The organism is Thermogemmatispora tikiterensis (assembly GCF_003268475.1).
Taxonomy (GTDB): domain Bacteria; phylum Chloroflexota; class Ktedonobacteria; order Ktedonobacterales; family Ktedonobacteraceae; genus Thermogemmatispora; species Thermogemmatispora tikiterensis.
Window position 1 is genome coordinate 5662328 of the sequence record NZ_MCIF01000002.1, and the last position, 16605, is coordinate 5678932.

General features: G+C 62.4%; 13 protein-coding genes. 9 read left to right on the forward strand and 4 right to left on the reverse strand.

The genetic code is table 11. The annotated features are described in order from the left end of the window. The first annotated feature begins 140 nt into the window (after positions 1–140). The 4 genes from A4R35_RS22580 to A4R35_RS22595 all read left to right on the forward strand — a co-directional run bounded on the left by A4R35_RS22580 (position 141) and on the right by A4R35_RS22595 (position 5219). On the forward strand, positions 141–2612 hold the full coding sequence (locus A4R35_RS22580; protein WP_112433495.1) for an aldehyde dehydrogenase family protein: 2472 nt from the start codon (positions 141–143) through the stop codon (positions 2610–2612). A gap of 133 nt (positions 2613–2745) precedes the next feature. Next, entirely contained in the window at positions 2746–3357 is a 612-nt protein-coding gene (locus tag A4R35_RS22585) for a TetR family transcriptional regulator (protein ID WP_189362201.1), read from the forward strand. Between the two features lie 69 nt (positions 3358–3426). Further along, positions 3427–4452, forward strand: a complete 1026-nt coding sequence (locus A4R35_RS22590; RefSeq protein WP_189362207.1) for an ATP-binding cassette domain-containing protein — start codon at positions 3427–3429, stop codon at positions 4450–4452. Positions 4453–4457: 5 nt separating this feature from the next. Continuing rightward, positions 4458–5219 (forward strand): ABC transporter permease, encoded by a 762-nt coding sequence (locus A4R35_RS22595; protein WP_112433499.1) that lies wholly within the window; start codon positions 4458–4460, stop codon positions 5217–5219. A 51-nt stretch (positions 5220–5270) separates the two neighbouring features. Here the strand turns inward: A4R35_RS22595 and A4R35_RS22600 are convergent, their stop codons facing one another. The 3 genes from A4R35_RS22600 to A4R35_RS22610 form a co-directional block, all read right to left on the reverse strand. After that, a complete protein-coding gene (locus A4R35_RS22600) occupies positions 5271–5927 on the reverse strand; it encodes a hypothetical protein (RefSeq protein WP_112433501.1) in 657 nt (218 codons plus the stop codon). A gap of 132 nt (positions 5928–6059) precedes the next feature. Next, complete coding sequence (locus A4R35_RS22605; RefSeq protein ID WP_112433503.1) at positions 6060–7577, reverse strand: cache domain-containing protein; 1518 nt, start codon at positions 7575–7577, stop codon at positions 6060–6062. Between the two features lie 306 nt (positions 7578–7883). Continuing rightward, on the reverse strand, positions 7884–8705 hold the full coding sequence (locus tag A4R35_RS22610) for a DUF4388 domain-containing protein (protein ID WP_112433504.1): 822 nt from the start codon (positions 8703–8705) through the stop codon (positions 7884–7886). A gap of 387 nt (positions 8706–9092) precedes the next feature. Between A4R35_RS22610 and A4R35_RS22615 the strand changes: the two genes are divergently transcribed. The 5 genes from A4R35_RS22615 to A4R35_RS24450 all read left to right on the forward strand — a co-directional run bounded on the left by A4R35_RS22615 (position 9093) and on the right by A4R35_RS24450 (position 15331). After that, positions 9093–9878: an RNA polymerase sigma factor gene (locus tag A4R35_RS22615; RefSeq protein ID WP_112433506.1), complete on the forward strand. Its 786-nt coding sequence runs from the start codon at positions 9093–9095 to the stop codon at positions 9876–9878. A gap of 433 nt (positions 9879–10311) precedes the next feature. Continuing rightward, the gene (locus A4R35_RS22625) at positions 10312–11250 is read left to right on the forward strand and encodes an anti-sigma factor family protein (RefSeq protein ID WP_112433510.1); all 939 of its coding nucleotides are present in this window, start codon (positions 10312–10314) and stop codon (positions 11248–11250) included. A 275-nt stretch (positions 11251–11525) separates the two neighbouring features. Beyond that, complete coding sequence (locus A4R35_RS22630) at positions 11526–14537, forward strand: CHAT domain-containing tetratricopeptide repeat protein (RefSeq protein WP_112433512.1); 3012 nt, start codon at positions 11526–11528, stop codon at positions 14535–14537. 151 nt (positions 14538–14688) lie between these two features. After that, positions 14689–15030, forward strand: a complete 342-nt coding sequence (locus A4R35_RS22635) for a gamma-butyrobetaine hydroxylase-like domain-containing protein (protein WP_189362209.1) — start codon at positions 14689–14691, stop codon at positions 15028–15030. Between the two features lie 145 nt (positions 15031–15175). Further along, complete coding sequence (locus A4R35_RS24450; protein ID WP_176728863.1) at positions 15176–15331, forward strand: hypothetical protein; 156 nt, start codon at positions 15176–15178, stop codon at positions 15329–15331. Between the two features lie 343 nt (positions 15332–15674). Here A4R35_RS24450 and A4R35_RS22640 read toward each other — a convergent pair whose 3' ends face one another. After that, positions 15675–16592: an oxygenase MpaB family protein gene (locus A4R35_RS22640; protein WP_112433517.1), complete on the reverse strand. Its 918-nt coding sequence runs from the start codon at positions 16590–16592 to the stop codon at positions 15675–15677. Positions 16593–16605: the final 13 nt, after the last annotated feature.

Sequence of the window (16605 nt, forward strand, 5' to 3'; positions counted from 1 at the left end):
GACGTCCACGGTCGAGAGGAGAGAGCAGGCTGACGAGCCAGGGACTTGCCGCCGGGGCGTGAGGCGGGATACAATAGCCCGTACCGACAGCCTGTCATTGGCTCTCTTGCGAGACGTTGAGGGAGGGGCGCATCATTGCTATGAGTGTCTTAGAGCTATTTGAGTCAATGGAATATGGGCCGGCGCCCGAGGCGGCAGAGTCTGCTCTGCAGTGGCTGGCCCAGCGTCAGCCGTTTGACCTGTTCATCAACAATCGTCGTGTCAAGCCGGCCAGTGGCCAATATCTGGAAACGATCAATCCGGCCACGGGGAAAGTCCTGGCGCGTGTAGCCGCGGGCAACGCTGCCGATGTCGATGCCGCTGTAGCTGCGGCGCGCCGGGCCTTTCCGGGCTGGAGCAAGACCCCTGGTCATGTGCGGGCGCGCTACCTCTATGCCATCGCCCGCCATATTCAGAAGCATGCGCGTCTGCTCGCTGTCCTGGAGACCCTCGATAACGGGAAGCCCATTCGCGAGACCCGTGACATCGATATTCCGCTGGTCGCGCGCCATTTCTACTATCATGCTGGCTGGGCGCAGCTCATGGAGAGCGAGCTGGCGGGCTATGAACCGTTGGGAGTTGTGGGCCAGATCATTCCCTGGAACTTCCCCTTGCTCATGCTGGCCTGGAAAGTGGCCCCGGCCCTGGCCATGGGCAACACAGTTGTGCTCAAGCCGGCGCGCTACACTCCCCTGACGGCCATGAAATTTGCCGAAATTGTCGAAGAGATTGGCCTGCCCCCAGGAGTCGTCAACATTGTTACCGGCGAGGCCGGGCAGGTTGGCGAGGCTCTGGTGCGCCATCCCGACGTCAACAAGATCGCCTTCACAGGTTCCACCGAGGTGGGCCGTGCCATTCGCCAGGCCACCGCCGGCTCCGGCAAGCGCCTCTCGCTAGAGCTGGGCGGCAAATCGCCCTTTGTGGTCTTTGAAGATGCCGACCTGGACAGCGTGGTCGAAGGAGTCGTCGATGCCATCTGGTTCAACCAGGGCCAGGTCTGCTGCGCTGGCTCACGCCTGCTTGTCCAGGAGAGCATTGCCGAGCGCCTGGTTGCCAAGGTGCGAGCGCGGATGGAGAAGCTGCGCGTCGGTGATCCGCTGGATAAGGCCATCGATATCGGGGCCATTGTCTCGGAGTCTCAGCTGCGCGAGATTCGTCGCCTGGTCGAGCGCGGTGTCGAAGAAGGGGCCCAGCTCTGGCAGCCGTCAACGGCTTGCCCGCGCGAAGGCTATTTCTTTCCGCCAACCCTCTTCACCAATGTGGCCCCGGCCATGACCATCGCCCAGGTCGAGATCTTTGGTCCCGTGCTCGTCACCATGACCTTCCGTACGCCGGAGGAGGCGGTGACGCTGGCTAACAACACTCGTTACGGACTGGCGGCCAGCGTGTGGAGCGAGAATATCAATCTGGCCCTGGATGTGGCCGCGCGCTTGCAGGCAGGCACCGTCTGGATCAATGCCACCAATCTCTTCGACGCCTCCTGTGGCTTCGGCGGCTATCGCGAGAGTGGCTTCGGGCGCGAGGGCGGCAAGGAAGGCCTCTACGAATATATACGTCCGCGCTGGGAAGGTGCCGGTGGACGGGCGGGCCGACGACGTGGACTGGCGGAAGCCTCGGCAAGCGGTGAGCATAAAGCCCAGAGCGGCAACGGTCATGCCGAGCATGGTAGCAATGGTCTGGCCCTGGCCGGCAGCGAGGTCTTTGCCGATCTGGCTGGGCGCATGCCGCCGATCGATCGCACCCCCAAGCTCTTCATCGGCGGCAGGCAGGTCCGTCCCGATAGCGGCTACAGCCTGCCAGTGCGCGACCCCCAGGGTATGGTCATTGGTCAGGTCGGCGCGGGCAATCGTAAGGACATCCGCAACGCTGTCGAGGCGGCCCATGCCGCTCGCTCCTGGCGCGGAGCTTCTCCTCACCAGCGGGCTCAGGTCCTCTTCTACATTGCCGAGAACCTGGCAGCCCGCGAGCAAGAGTTTGCCTTGCGCCTGGTCCAGCAGACAGGCCGCGCCTATACCGATGCGGCGGCAGAGGTCCAGGCGGCTATCGCGCGTCTCTTCAGCTACGCCGCCTGGTGCGACAAGTTCGAGGGCAGCATTCACCGCCCGCCGTTGCGTGGTCTGGTCCTGGCCGTGCGTGAGCCAGTGGGGGTGATCGGCATGGCCTGCCCTGATGAGTTCCCGCTGCTGGGCTTCCTCTCGCTGGTGGCCCCGGCCCTGGCCATGGGCAATACCCTGGTGGTGATCCCCTCACCGCAGGCCCCGCTGAGCGCCACCGACTGCTACCAGGTCTTCGAGACCTCCGATGTGCCCGCCGGGGCCGTCAACATTGTGACCGGCGAGCGTGAGCCGCTCGTTCAGGTCCTGGCCGAGCACGAGGATGTCGAGGCCGTCTGGTACTTCGGCAGCGCCGAGGGCAGCAAGCGCGTTGAGCTGGCCGCGGCCAGCAATATGAAACGTACCTGGGTCAACTATGGCCATCCGCGAGACTGGCTTGATCCCGTCCAGGGTGAGGGGGAGGAGTTCCTGCGCGAGGCGACCCAGGTCAAAAATATCTGGGTGCCCTATGGTGAATAACGGGCGCCGCCGCGCTGCGGAGATGCGTCAGCCTCTCGCATATCTGCTTGCTTGCTGCTGCTGCTGATCTCCCCCTCTCCCCTTGACAAAGATACATACATGTGGTATGTATGTAAGCAGAGAGGTGCAAGCGATGCGGAGAACGCGGGAAGCGGCGGCCCAGACGCGTGAGCAGCTGCTCCAGGCCGCGCTGAGCTGTTTTCTGGAGCAGGGCTATGCGGCCACCACCCTGGAGGAGATTGCGCGCCGAGCCGGGACCACGCGCGGCGCCATCCAGTGGCACTTTGGCAGCAAGGCTGATCTCTTCAATACCCTGGTGCGCGAGCAGTATAAGCGCGCCGCCCGCAAGCTGCAGCCGCTGTATCAGCGTGACGGAACCCCGCTGGAGACACTGCGGCAGATTCTCCTGGCCTGGCTCAGCTATCCTGAAGAGGATGCCGACTTTCGCGCTATGCTCGAACTGACAACTCTGCGCACAGGGATGCTGCCCGAGCTGCAGGGCGGCATCGATGAAAAGGTGCAGGCTGTTCAGGCCAGCATTACCTACTTTGCCGCGCTCCTGCGTCGCGCGCGTGAGGCCGGCGAGATTCGCTCTGATATTGTCCCCGAACGGGCGGCCACCGCCGCCTATAGCCTGATTATTGGTCTAACCAGTCTCTGGCTGCTCAATCCCAGAGCCTTTTCTCTACGCGCCTATGCCACCGAGGCCGTGGAGATCTTCATTCGCGGCCTGCGTCACTCCTAAGCGGAGTTTTTTTTGGACCCACATACATACATTCTGTATGTATATAAAAGAGAAAGGAAACAGCTGACTATGTCACTGCTCAGCGTCAGCGGCCTCTGGAAGAGCTATCGCTCACGGGGCCACAGCATCGAAGCGCTGCGGGGTCTCTCCCTGGACGTCGCGGAAGGGGAGTGCTTTGGTCTGCTTGGGCCAAATGGGGCGGGCAAGACGACCCTCCTGCGTATTCTGGCCACCTTGCTGCCACCGGACCGTGGGAGCGTTACCATTGCTGGGGCCGACCTGCGGCGCTCTCCGGAGCGCATCCGTCGCATCCTGGGCTATGTCGGGCAGCAGGGAGGTACTGATATCCTGACGACAGTTTTTCAGGATCTCCTGCTGCAGGCCCATCTCTATGGCTTGAAGGGTCAGGAAGCGCGGCGGCGCGTCAGCGAGCTATTAGAGCAGTTGGAGCTGAGCGACCTGGCCTCCAGGCCGGTGATCGCTCTCTCGGGCGGTCAGCGTCGGCGTCTCGACCTGGCGCTCGGCCTCGTCCATCGTCCTCTTTTACTCCTGCTGGATGAGCCGAGCCTTGGCCTGGACCCAGTCAGTCGGCGGCAGCTCTGGGACTGCCTGAGCGGCCTGCGCGGGCAGGGCACCACCATCCTGCTGACGACCCACTATCTTGACGAAGCTGATCAACTCTGCACGCGCCTGGCCATCATTGATCAGGGGCGCATCATCGCCGACGGCAGCCCGGCCCAGCTCAAGCAAGAGAGCGCTGGCGAGACCCTCATCCTCACCCTGGCGCCATCTGGGCTGGCCAGTGCTAGAGAACAAGCGAGCGCCATTCTGCGTAGCTGCCCATTCGTCCGGGCCATTCGCCAAGAAGAGGGTGGAGAAGAGCTATATCTCTCCGTGGAGCGGGGCGAGAGCGCCCTACCCACTGTACTGCACCTGCTAGAAGCGGCGGGTCTGACCGTCAGCAGCCTGATCTTGCAGCGGCCCTCATTGGACGATGTCTTTCTTCGCTATACTGGTCGTTCCCTGAAAAAAGCCGCGGCCACTGCAGTTGTCTCTCCTGCTGGTCCTGCTATGGCCTGGAGGAAAGGAAGGTGAGAGCTATGTCTCTCTTCGCCGCCATCTGGCATCTCTGGCTGCGCCATGCCCGCCAGACCTGGCGCAACCCTGTTTGGGTGATCTTTGGTCTCTTTCAGCCGCTCTGCTATCTGCTCCTCTTCGCCCCATTGTTGCAAGGCCTCAGCCGCGTCCCGGCTTTTCCGCCGGGAGGGGCCATGACCGTCTACACGCCTGGCCTTCTGGTCATGATGGCTATCTTTGGAGCGGGCTACGTCGGCTTTGGTCTCGTTGTCGAACTCCAGAGGGGCTTTGTTGAGCGCCTGCTTGTGGCGCCCATCCCGCGGGCGGCCTTTCCGCTGAGCCGTATCCTGCTGGACATTGTAACCCTGCTTATGCAAGCGCTTCTGATCTGCCTCATTGCCCTGCCACTGGGCCTGCGGCCCTCGCTGGTGGGTTTACTGCTAACCTTGCTGCTGCTGGTCCTAGTGGGTGCGGGCCTGGCGGCTTGCTCCTACGCCCTGGCCTACCTGTTGCGCAATGCGGAAACCCTCTCATCCCTGCTCAACATGGTCAGTGTCCCGCTCATCCTGCTCTCGGGCATCACACTACCCCTGACTCTGGCTCCGCCTCTCTTGCGGGACGTGGCTGCCTGCAATCCCCTGGCCTACGTTGTAGAAGGGGCGCGGGCCTTGTTTCTGGGCAGACTGGAGGCTGTAGCCGTCTGGCAGGGCTTTCTCTGCGCCAGCCTGCTCGCGCTGCTGGCTCTGGTCTGGTGCCTGCGCTCCTTCAAGCGGGCGGTCGTCTAAACAGAGCTGAGCCAGCGACCAATCTGCCGACTCGCTCAACCTGCGGCGGCCTCAGTCCGTCCCCGGTCTGGGGGCAGGCAAAGCAAAGACCTGGTCGCCGCAGGCGATGGCCACCGCCTCCTCTGCAGGGCAGGTGGCATAAAAGCCGCGCTGACCACGATCCAGAAACTGCAAAGCTGCCTTTAGCTCAAGAGGAGAGGCGAAGAGAGCCTCTGGACCCAGGGCAAAGCGCGTAAACTCCAGGCAGGGTGTTGCCACACGGAGCCGGATCAGCCCGACCGGCTGCGCTCCGGTGGACCCCATAATCAGCAGCCCATGCGTTAGCTGTTCCAGGCGCAGCGCTTGCTCAGTAGCGATCAAAATATTCTCGCCTGCGCAGCCATCCGTCAGATGCTCCCCGAAGCGGGCGCGCATCGCCTGGTAGTGGGCCGTAAAGCCCAGCGACACGCCATTCTTACCGCCACGGTTGCGTGAGCCTGGATAGTTCTGATGATGAACGTCGAGCAGGCGGCTACCATCTGGCAGCAGAGCGAAAACGCCGTGCGCAGATAGCCAGAGCTGGGCCACCGAGCGCAGCGGAGCCGGATCGTAGCGCAGCCCTTCCTCATCCCCGGCCACCTTCAGTGGGGCCGTCTGTACCTGGAGGCGCACAATAGGGCCAAGCGGCACCAGCGCGCCGGCCTTCTCTCCTCTGAACTGGATGGACATCGGTCCCACCTCCTTAAATGTCTGACGCTAACAAAGCGACAGGACGATCCCGCGTCCTCGTGGGTATCGTCCTGTCGCTGCTCTCTCGTTGAGCTATTCCACTGCGAGCAAAAGGTCCAGGTAACACTGAGGCTAGCGGCCAACCACGCGGCGGAGCTGGCGTACCACCTGCTCCAGCTGTTCGGCGGCGTTCGTCGCCGAAGTCGCGCCTGCCGCGAGCTGCTCGCTCACCTGGGTGGTCACCTTAATGGCCGTCGCCAGTTTCTGATTACTTGTCTCCTGGTACTGGATGGCCTGTTCGATGTAGCGCGCCGTATTGGCCATCTCCTGCAAAGCTCGCTGGGCCGTGCGTGCGTCAAGCTGGGGCCAGCGCTGGAGCAGCTCCGTCACCATTGAGGTCAGCTGGCGAGCGGCCACATTACTGGCATCGGTATAATACTGTACCGACTGCAGACCCACCTGGGCGGAATCGATCACCCACTGCTGTTCGCTAGACGAGCTCTGCTGCTTGGCCGCCAGCGTCTGCAGCGACTCGCTGCTGCGGCGCAGGTGGTCAACCGAACGCAGTATCGGCTGCGTGATGCGCTGACCGAGCCAGAGGCCGACAAAGGAGGCCAGCAAGAGCATGGCTGCTGCGATGACAATGGTGCTCACCATCTGGTTATTCACCACCGCCGTCACTGTGCTGACCGGGCTGAGCACGTAGTAAGTCCAGGGAACGACTGTCATCTTGTGCCGCAAGATCTCGTACGGCTCATTCTCGCTGGCCGGGGTGGCCTGGAAGGACGAAGATGTCTGGCTGCTATGCAGCGAGTCAGCGAGCGTGTTGTCGGCCAGCAGTGGCAGGCTATCCTGATTGCCCTGCAGGCCATAGAGGCCCTCGGTCTTAACATCCTGCATTTCCTGAATCGAGAGAGGGGCCACCGCCTTGAAGCGACGTGCGGGATTGGGGTCGGCGATACGCACCCCACGCTCGTCAAGCAGGAAGGCATAGCTGCCCGGCCCATTGGCGCCGGTCTCGCTGTTGACCGTGTCCCAGATGAAATCGATATTCAGCGAGGCACGCAGGAAGCCGATCACATGTTTTTGATAGGTGATGGGAGCATAAATATCGACCGAAGCCTTATTGTGGGCGCTGTCGTAGTAGACGCCGGAGATAAAGAGCTGGTTGGCGTCGACGCGCCGCAGGTAGGGGAGGGGTACGAGAGACTGGCCCCGGTTCTGGGGGTGGACGTTCGTCGGCCAGTACTGTACCAGGTGCCCCTGAGCATTAAAGAGGCACCAGAGTGAATAGCGATTATCGCGGTTTATTCCTGCCTGTAGAGCGTAAAGTGAGTGAACGCTGAAGTTTGGATCTTCGCGCTCAGCAGGGGGAGCGAGTAGGAACTGGATCACTGAGGGGACCTGGACGAGGGTCTCGGCGTCAAGCAGGCGTTCATTCAGGTAGTTACTGATCAACTGCACGCGCTCGCTGGAGTCGGTATCCAGAGAGGTGCGGGCCTGGGTAGTCAGCGCTGGGAGAGAGATGAACTGGCTGACGACGATAGTGATGAGCAGCGGAACGATAGCGACAAAAACCAGGAGCAAAGAGACGCGCGCGGTCAGGGAGAGACCCCGCCGGCGATATGAAGATATCGCTTGATCACGCATGGGAGAAAACCCGTCCTTTGGTATCCAGGGGGCGGCCAGCGGCGCCCCGGTCTACTGGCACTGACATACTAATGCTGGCACCGTCCTACTGGATGAAGTGGCCTGGCCTGCTGCGGACTCGACCGCCGGTCCTGGCGGGGGCGAGTATTACACAAGACCTCCGGCCTGGCTACTGGCAGGGTATTGGGTAGCTGCCAGGCTGGGCCAGAGGGCGGCCAGGGTTAGCGCTCGACGAGCGCCACATCCTCTCTATTGCCTGATAAAAACCTATTTTTTATTAATAGGTAGTCATCCTTGAATGAATTACTACGAAGAAGGGGCCACGAAGCCGGCGTGCTCTAGATCGGAGAGCAGGCGCAGGACTTCTTCCTCACTGCGGCCCATCAGGCGGGCCAGCTCGGCTGGTGTGCGGGTACCATCGATCAGCAGATAGAGCCGGCGATGGGCGCGAGAGAAGCCGAGCTGTTCCAGGCGCTGCAAAGCGTCGTCGTAGAGCGGCACACGGCTTGGGGTGCGGGAGAAAGTCCCGCTGCCGGGCAGGGGCACCCTCCTGTCCGGTCCAGGCCCAGTCTGGCGCGGAGGCAGCGGTGGGGTGATCCGTGGGCCCGTATCTGGGCCTGTGCCCGACCCTGGAAAGGAGAGCGAGCCAAGTGGGCCCGAGGGAGAGGGTGCGGGCGTCCGGCGCAAGCGCGGATCGGTTCCCTGGCGCTGCGGGAGAGCCGGCAGTGAGCCGGGAGTAGCGTGCCCATCGAGCAAAGGCGGTAGTGGGGATGAGGGAGGGCTGAAAGGTACGAAAGCAAAACGGCAAGGACCCCAGAGCTTCAAGCGTCTGAGGGCTTCTGCGCCGCTATGTGGCCCGAGCCGTGCCTGCACAGGCTGTCCATTCACAAAAGTGATGGCACCCTCTTCCAATGCTGTACCTTCCCCACGCTCGACCGTCAGCAGGCCCGTCTTGCGTCCTAACTGAACGACCTCGATCACGTCGGCGAGCCGATTAGTGACTGTCTGTCGTTGCTGTGGCATGGGTGCCTCGCTCTGCCCGATGATGTCCGCTCTCCGCTCCCCATTGAGACGAATGTCGGCAGCAACCGTCAATCTATGATAGCATAGACGGGGTAAATGTACCATCCCTAGCGTATCTTCTGGGATATCTTTCTTAGCACGTCAGGGGCTGTTTCTGTTCCAGGTGCCTGCTGTGATAAAATCTGCATGGTTGGTATTTCGGGAGAGGCCTGGTCGATCTTAAGTATGCTGGATCGCTGTAGGGAAGCAGAAGGAACGTAGGGGGGCGGAGTAGCGTCCGGTTCCAGGTGGAGCGGGCCGCCAGGAAGTGTGGAGAGGTACCTGCCTGCGCCAGGCCAGGACAGGCGGGCAGGAGTGGACACCTCGGGCTTGCCAGCCGTCGCGGCTGATGCTATACTGCAAGAGCGTTTGCTCGCAGCCGGTCAGGTCCCGTAGCTGGCTGAGGCTGGCAAGCGCTCACTATGGCCTGTACCCAGAGAGGAGCGTCTGCTTATGGAGTCTCGCGGCTCATCTTCTCATGGCGAGACCGGGCCGCAGCCGGAGGTCGCAAGCGGCGCCACGGCCCGGCCAGAGATGGATGAGCGCCTGTTACCCTTGGCGCAGTGGTCGGTTTCCGCTCTGGCGCGGGCCTGTGCCGAGGAGACGAGCCGCTTTCTGAAGCAGGATCGTGCGGACGAGCGCTACTGTCTGGAGCTGTTCCGGCGGGCTTTGCTGCTGCGCGATGAGGAGGCCTGGGCTTGCCTCTATCAGCAGTATGCCCCCCTGGTCTTGAGTTGGGTACATCAGCATCCGGCGGCCTCCCCGGTGTTGGAACATGATGGGGGCCAGTCGGTAGTGAACCTGGTCTTCGCGAAGTTTGCCCAGGCGCTCACTCCGGGCCGGGTCCAGCAGTTCGATTCCCTGGCTGCGCTCTTGAAGTATCTGAAGATGTGCGTGCACAGCGTGGTAACCGATGAGAGGCGTGTGCAGCAGCTTCAGCAGCTTGAGCAGACGCTAGAGGCTCTGGAGCATGAGCCGGCGGTCGCCGATCCCGCCGAGGAGGTGGTGGCTCAGCTCTCGGCTCAGGATCTCTGGCAGGCGATCCTGGAAGAGCTGCATAGCGAAGAGGAACGCATGCTGATCTATCTGGCCTATGTTCAGGGATTGAAGCCCTCAGAGATCTGCCTGCGCTTTCAGCATCTCTTCCCGTCGGTGAACGATGTCTATCGCCTGAAGCGCAATATGCTCGATCGCCTGCGACGCAATCGCCGTTTGCAGGCGCTCATGAAGGGCTGCTAGAGTGAGCACTTATCGCTCAGATCCCTTTCGCTCCCCTCTGGCCGGTCAGAGGCGGGTTTCATTCACAGCCTGTGAAGGCTGGCGGGGGGCGCAGAGATGTTCACGTAGTGAGATGCTTCCCCGCCTGGCTCTTGCAGGCGGCTGTCAAAGGCGTTAAAATCCCAGGAGTGGCCGTTTATTGGTGGTGAGGTCAGGAAAGCAGACAGGTAGGCAGACGGCTTACCTCTCGACCCGACTCCTGAAGCTGGTCGGGTCTGCGCTGGTTGCTCAAATCAGACGCAAGAAGGAAGAAGAAAGAAGGCAGATAGCTGCTGCGGTCTCGCTGGTCCGGTGAGCTGAGGGCCTGGGTGGAGGTCTGGAGCTGTGGGTGAGTAAGGCTGTAGATGACGCCGCTGCCAGCCATTCTTATCCAGTTCAGTCAGAGGAAACGCTCATGGAATGTCGTCAACGGGGCGCTATCAGCGACGAAGAGATGCTTGCCTATCTGGCCGGCGAGGAGGTGCGACCAGCTGTGCTGGAGCACCTGGCTACTTGCCCCGCCTGTGCAACCCGGGTGGAGAGCTATCGCCGCCTTGAGTTAACTTTGCTCCAATCCCTCTATCGTTGGGACTGCCCCCCGGCTCAGGTGCTTGGTGAGTATTATCTCGGTCTGCTCAACAAGGAGGTCGCTGTGGCGGTGCGTTTCCATCTGGCCACTTGCCAGCATTGTGCGGCGGAGTTGGCGGTCCTCTCCCACTTTCTCGCCTCGGAGACGCGACTGGCGGAAGCTTCCCCACTCTCTGAGTTGGACCTTGCTGAGTTGGAGCTGGCGGCCTCGCTGGCCCTTGAGCAGGAGGAAGAGGCTCCGGCAGAGGCCGAAATGGGCGAGATGCTGCCCTGGCCCTCTTCGTGGCCCCTGGATGATGGCCCTCCTTCCCAGACCCATCCCCTGGCGTCGGCCCGGACGGGCCGTCCGTCGCTGGGCGAGCAGATGGCTGCCAGCGCCCGCCGGATTGTGGCCACGTTGCTCGCTCCCCAGCCACGCCTGGCCTACCAGCGTGATCTGACCCCATCAGAACAGGCTGAGGCGCTCTGGCCACGTCGCTATAGCGCCGAGGATTTTAGCATTTCACTCCATGTAGAACATGGTTCCTCGCGTCAGGATGGCCTGGAGTTGATCGGCTTTGTGACGCGCAAGGGAACAGCTCTGGAGGCCCTTCAGGGAACGCCGGTGCGCCTGACTGCCGCCTCGGGGACCGTGCGCTCTGGTCGCATCGATGAGCTGGGCAATTTCCTCTTCTCCGCTCTGGCCCCGGAAACCTATACCCTCGAATTGCAGTTCCCTGAAGGCACTGTGGTCATTGAGTCGCTGCAGCTCGCTCTCCCAGAGTAGCGCATTCACGCTCTCTCTGCGCCGCTCGCTTCTACCGGCCTTTGCTCAGCGACCTCTCTCTCTGCCTCCCCCGGCTGGCATTGCGTGATTTTTTGGCCATCCAAACGTTTGGAATCTGGCTGAGGGAGAGAAAGAAGGGGGCAACAATGGCTCGCTGTCAGGTTTTTTCTCTCCATCCTTTCTGGGTTTCTTTTTGGCTTCTTCTTTGGCGTTGTCTGTATCATTGTGGGTCTTGGTGATTGGGATCGGCCTGGTCCAGGAATGGAACGTTCTGTATGGCATACAGGGGCAACACTGGGGCACACTGGGAACTGCTGGCTGAGCTGCTTGTGAATGCAGACGAGAGTGAGGGCCAGCGCTTGCTGAGGGAGCAGCTGCCCTTGCTGGACCCGTCGGCCCTGGCTCGCCTGGTCATGTGGCTGAAGCGAGAGGCCGATCGGCGCTGGCACGATGAGCCGCAGCTTTCTTTGCGCCTGGCTGCTCACTTGCTATTGATCGGCGAATGGACAGGCAGGCGCGACTATTGTGGGCTTGGCTTGCTGACCCGGGCCGAGGCTCTGCGGCGCCTGGAGCGCGATGAGGAGGCGTTGCGGGACTTCGATGCGGCTGGGGCCGCGTTTCTGGCCTGCGATGACCACCTCGGCTGGGCTCGCACGCGCAGCGGACGGATTGCGGTTTGTCTCCAGCTGGGCCGTTTCCAGGAGGCGTTGCAGGACGCTGCGGCGGCACGCGCGATCTTCCTTCGGCAGGGCAATTGGCTGCGCGTGGGTCAGATGGAGGCCAATGCGGCCATCGTCCACTATGAGCTTGGTCACTACGACCAGGCCCTCACTCTTTTTGAACGGGCTACCGAGGCTTATCGCCGCCACGGCGAGGGGATTGAACTGCCTCTGGCCCGCGCCTGGGCCAATAAGGCTGTCACCCTGGCCGCCCTGGGACGCCTCCGTGAGGCGCTGGCGCTGCACGAGCGGGCGCGGGCCATCTTCGCCTCCTATCGCGGTCAGGAACTAGCGGTCGCACGTCAGGAGTTGAATATGGCCCAGATCTATGCAGCTCAGGGTCATTTTAGCCGTGCCCTCGCCCTCTTTGAACGCAGTCGGACAACTTTTCAGCGGCACGCTCTGGCGCTGGCCGCCGCTGAAGTGGCCTGCGAGACCTGTTATTGCCTGCTGCGTTTGAATCGCGCTCGTGAGGCGGCTGAGCTGGCGGAGGAGGCGGCGGCTTTTTTCCGCACGGTTCCTGGTGGTCGCGGGCGCCACTACCTGGCGCTGGCCTTGATGTGGCAGGCACAGGCAGCCCTGGCGATGAAGGAGCTGCGCCGCGCCGAAACGCTGTTGGCGGAGGCGCGCACGCTTCTGGAGGCTGGCGGCCTGGAGGTACCGGCGGCCTCGCTGGCGCTGTTGCAGGCAGAACTCTTGTTTGCCAGTGGACAACTTGAGGAGAGCCTGGCGGCGGTGCGTCTGGCGGCTACAGCTTTCTCCAGGCAGGCAGCCCTCCCCCAGTTAGCGCGCGCCCTCTTGTTGCAGGCTCAAATTGCTATGAGCCGCGGCGACGAGGCGCTGGCCGATTCGCTCTGTGCTCAGGCACTGAAGATGGCGCAGGAGCAGGGCCTGCTGGAGCTGGTCTATCGCTGTGAGGATTTACGCGGGCAGCTCGCAGAGGCCCGTGGGGAGTTGGAGGAGGCTGCTCGGGCCTATGCACGGGCGGTCCAGGGGATCGAGGAGATTCAGGCCCGCCTTGTCTTTGATGCGCGCGCCAGCTTTCTCGAAGATAAGCGAACGCTCTATGAAAGGGCGGTACGCCTGGCCTTGCTCCGTGGAGATGGGGCTCAGGCTTTGGGGTATGTTGAGCAGGCCAAGTCGCGGGTGCTCGGCGACTATCTGCGCAATACTGTTGAGATTCGGGTCCATGTCGAGCGGGCGGGGCAGCCAGAAGTTGAGGCGCTGCTGGAAGAGCTGGCGCGCCTGCGTGAGGAACAAGCCTGGTTCAGCTCGCTCGTCTATGGCACGGAGCAGGCGGTTGAGCTGAGCGATACGGCCTTCAGGCGCCTGCCTGCGCTTGATCCAGCCTGTGCCCGTCAGGAGATGCGACGGCGCGAGCGACAGATTGAGCGCTTGCTGGAGCAGCTGGGCCTGCCAGCTATAGACGGCACCTATCCCTCGCGGGCCGCGAAAAAAGTGGAAACAGGCTGGCTGGAGCGCCTGGCGAACCTGCAAGGCTCGCTGGAGCCGCGGACAGTGGTGCTGGAGTACTATCTGGCTGGAGAGGACCTGTATGTCTTTTCGCTGGCAGCGGGTCACCTGCGCTGGCGCCGTCTGCGGGGAGCTGTGCCTGAGCTGGAGCGCCTCTATGCCCTCTGGCGCCTGAATCTCGATCTGGCAGGCCAGGCGGCGGCGGCCCCGACTGGGCAGGCGACCCGTGAGCTGGCGGAGCTACAAGAGAACTGCCTGGGTCTGTTGCAGAGGCTCTATCACCTCCTGCTAGATCCAGTACTGCCCGTCCTCTACTCCTGCGAGCAGCTGCTGGTGGTCCCCTATGGCCTGCTGCACTATCTACCATTCCACTGCCTCTTCGACGGGGTGCAGTTTCTGGTGGAGCGTCTGGCAGTTGCGTATCTGCCCTCTCTGGGCCTGCTGGAGGTCTGCCGACGTCGCGGTCGGCGCCGGCGGACAACCCGTCAGGCGCTGCGCCAGGCACTGGTGCTGGGCCTCTCCGATCGCGGGCGCCTGCCGTGGGCGGTGAGCGAGGCGCGGGCCGTGGCCCGCTTGTTGGGTGCTCCCTGCTATCTTGATGCGGAAGCCACCAGTACGCGCTTGCTAGAGGAAGGTCCGCTGGCGCCGCTGTTGCATATTGCGGCCCACGGCCTCTTCCGTCTTGATGCTCCCAATTTCTCCTTTATCCAGCTCGCTGATCGCCAACTGAGCACCATTGAGGTCTTTAATCTCGACCTGGCCTCTTGCTCGCTGGTGACCTTGAGTGCCTGTGAGACGGGGCGGGTGGCTCTGGGTGGGGTGGATGAGGTCATGGGCCTGGGGCGGGGCTTTCTCTATGCGGGAGCTGCTTCGCTGCTGCCAACGCTGTGGAAGGTAGATGACGCCAGTAGTGCCGGACTGATGACGCTCTTCTACGAAGGGTTACTGGCCGGTCGCTCCAAGGTCGTGGCCCTGGCCGAGGCTCAGCGCGCCTTTCTGGCCCGGACGCGCTCTTCGGCACATGCTTGCTATGCCCATCCCTATTTCTGGGCGGCCTATCAGCTGATTGGCGACCCGGGTCCTCTACTCCAGTGAACTGGCCAGCGCTGGAAGATTGGCAGTAGGATATAATTTGGGCTGGATGGAGCATAAAAAAAGAGGAGCGCGTGGCAGTGAGCGGAGAGAACCGCCGCCGTGGCCCGTGGCTGGCCTCCTCGCCAACGCGCATGCTGCAAGGAGCGGATCGATGCAAGAAGAGCGCGATGTTTTCCCCACGTCCTTTCTGTTGGATGACCAGCAGCGGCGCCTGATCTTGAGCTGGAGTGACGGGCATGAGAGCGTCCACTCCTGGGAGAAGCTGCGCCGGGCCTGCCCCTGTGCCTTCTGTGCTGGCGAAGGCGGGTCGCCGGGCATGTTACAGCGCCGGCAGCAGTTGAATAGAGAAGAGACAACGCTGGTCAATCTGGAGCCGGTGGGACGCTATGGTCTGACTCCTATCTGGGAGGATGGCCATCGAACGGGCATCTTTACCTTTGAAAAGCTGCGCCAGCTTTGTGAATGCCCGCAGTGTCGTCCCAGCGGCAGGTAGGACAAGAGCAATCCAGAAGTCCTGTCCCTCTTAACAAAGGCGGCGCTCTGAGCCATAGTAGTAAATGTAGTGCATCTAGACAATGGCAGACATGCATATCTCGCTGCAGAAGAGTGAGCGCCGTCTTTGTGAAAGGAGGTTCTCCATGAGCGGAGGAAGCTCACCTGTGCACGAGAGCGCCTCAGCGCGCCGCCATCCAGGGCGCCTGCTCTCAGGCTGGACGGTTCGCCTGCTGGTTGCTTTTGTGATAAGCTGGCTGCTGCTGCTGGCGTTCTTTGCAAGTGGAGCTGTCTCACACTAGCATGGAATAGAGGTCTGCCGCGCAGGTGCCTCTTGGTTGGCCCGGTGGCTGGTGGTCGCCTGCGCTTCTGGCTCCCTCTGTTGATCCCCGCGCCCGGCTGGCAGCCAGCGGGATCTGACCGGCCAGGAAGCTGGCTCCTTCCCGGCCTGGACAGGTCGCCGCTTGCTGCTTGCGTTGTTGCCTGCCATCAGACCTGGCGACTCGGTGCCAGCCCTCCTACCTCCTATCTCTCCCCATTCAGGAGCGCCGACCGCCGCATCTCTTCAGCGCCGACTCTGGCTGGTTGGTCAATCCTCCCATCTCCCCTACTCAGGCACGCTTGCGCCCCTGTCCGCCTGGGATCTCAGGCTGAGGCTGAGGCGCGTGCCTCGCGTATCGAACGGGCGTAGGCTCGCAAGCGGGCCGATGAGAGGCGGCGTTCGATGATGTGTTGCGTCACCGGCAGGGTGCGCAGCCTGAGCGGCAGATGCGGGAGTGTGCTGCGCAGCCCCTGCATGACCAGGTCAAACGCTTGCTGATGCCGGGGTCCCCAGGGATAGCCGTAGAGGCTACGCACCCGTTCCGGCAGCAGACCGCAGGTGATCAAGAAATGGAAGTGCAGCACAGGACGAAAGACGGTCGGTAGGGGCGGAAACAGCACAGTATGGGCCAGACGGCGTGCCTGGGGTGTAGCCGCCAGCTGATCGCTCTGGACCATCTCCTCGACGTAGCGCTGCAGCTCAGCCAGCGTCGCTGGCATAGATCTGGGCTGCAGTCCAAGCAAGCGCGCCTGGGCCTTACTCTCCTGATAGTAACGCTCCTGCTCGTCGGCTGTCAGCGGTCCGATCAGGCTGGTATAGAGTAGCAGCGCCGTGTCTACCAGGGTGGCGTGCACCCAGAGGAGCAGCTCCTGGTCACGGGCGCGGTAGAAAGTGCCACGGCGATAGGCGCCGGCGTCCTGGGGCAAATGGCCGAAGACACCGGCGTGGAGCCGGTTAATGGTGCGGGCCGCCTCATGGGCTTCGGGTCTATCCCCGAAAGTCAGAATCTGGCCGAGCATGAACGTATGTAGGGTACGTGCCGCCGGATCAGTAAGATAGCTGCTGTGGGTATAGACGCCCTCGGCCACCAGCGGGTGGGCGATCTGCAGCAGAACCGCGCGCGCACCTCCCAGCAGAATGGCGGCCTCGCGTGTAACTTTCCAGGTCACACTCTCGGGGCCGTAGTAGCCGTAAAGGCCAGCCTCTGCTCGTCCTGGCTCCACTTGTCTGGCCTCTCTCATGTGTGTTCTCCTC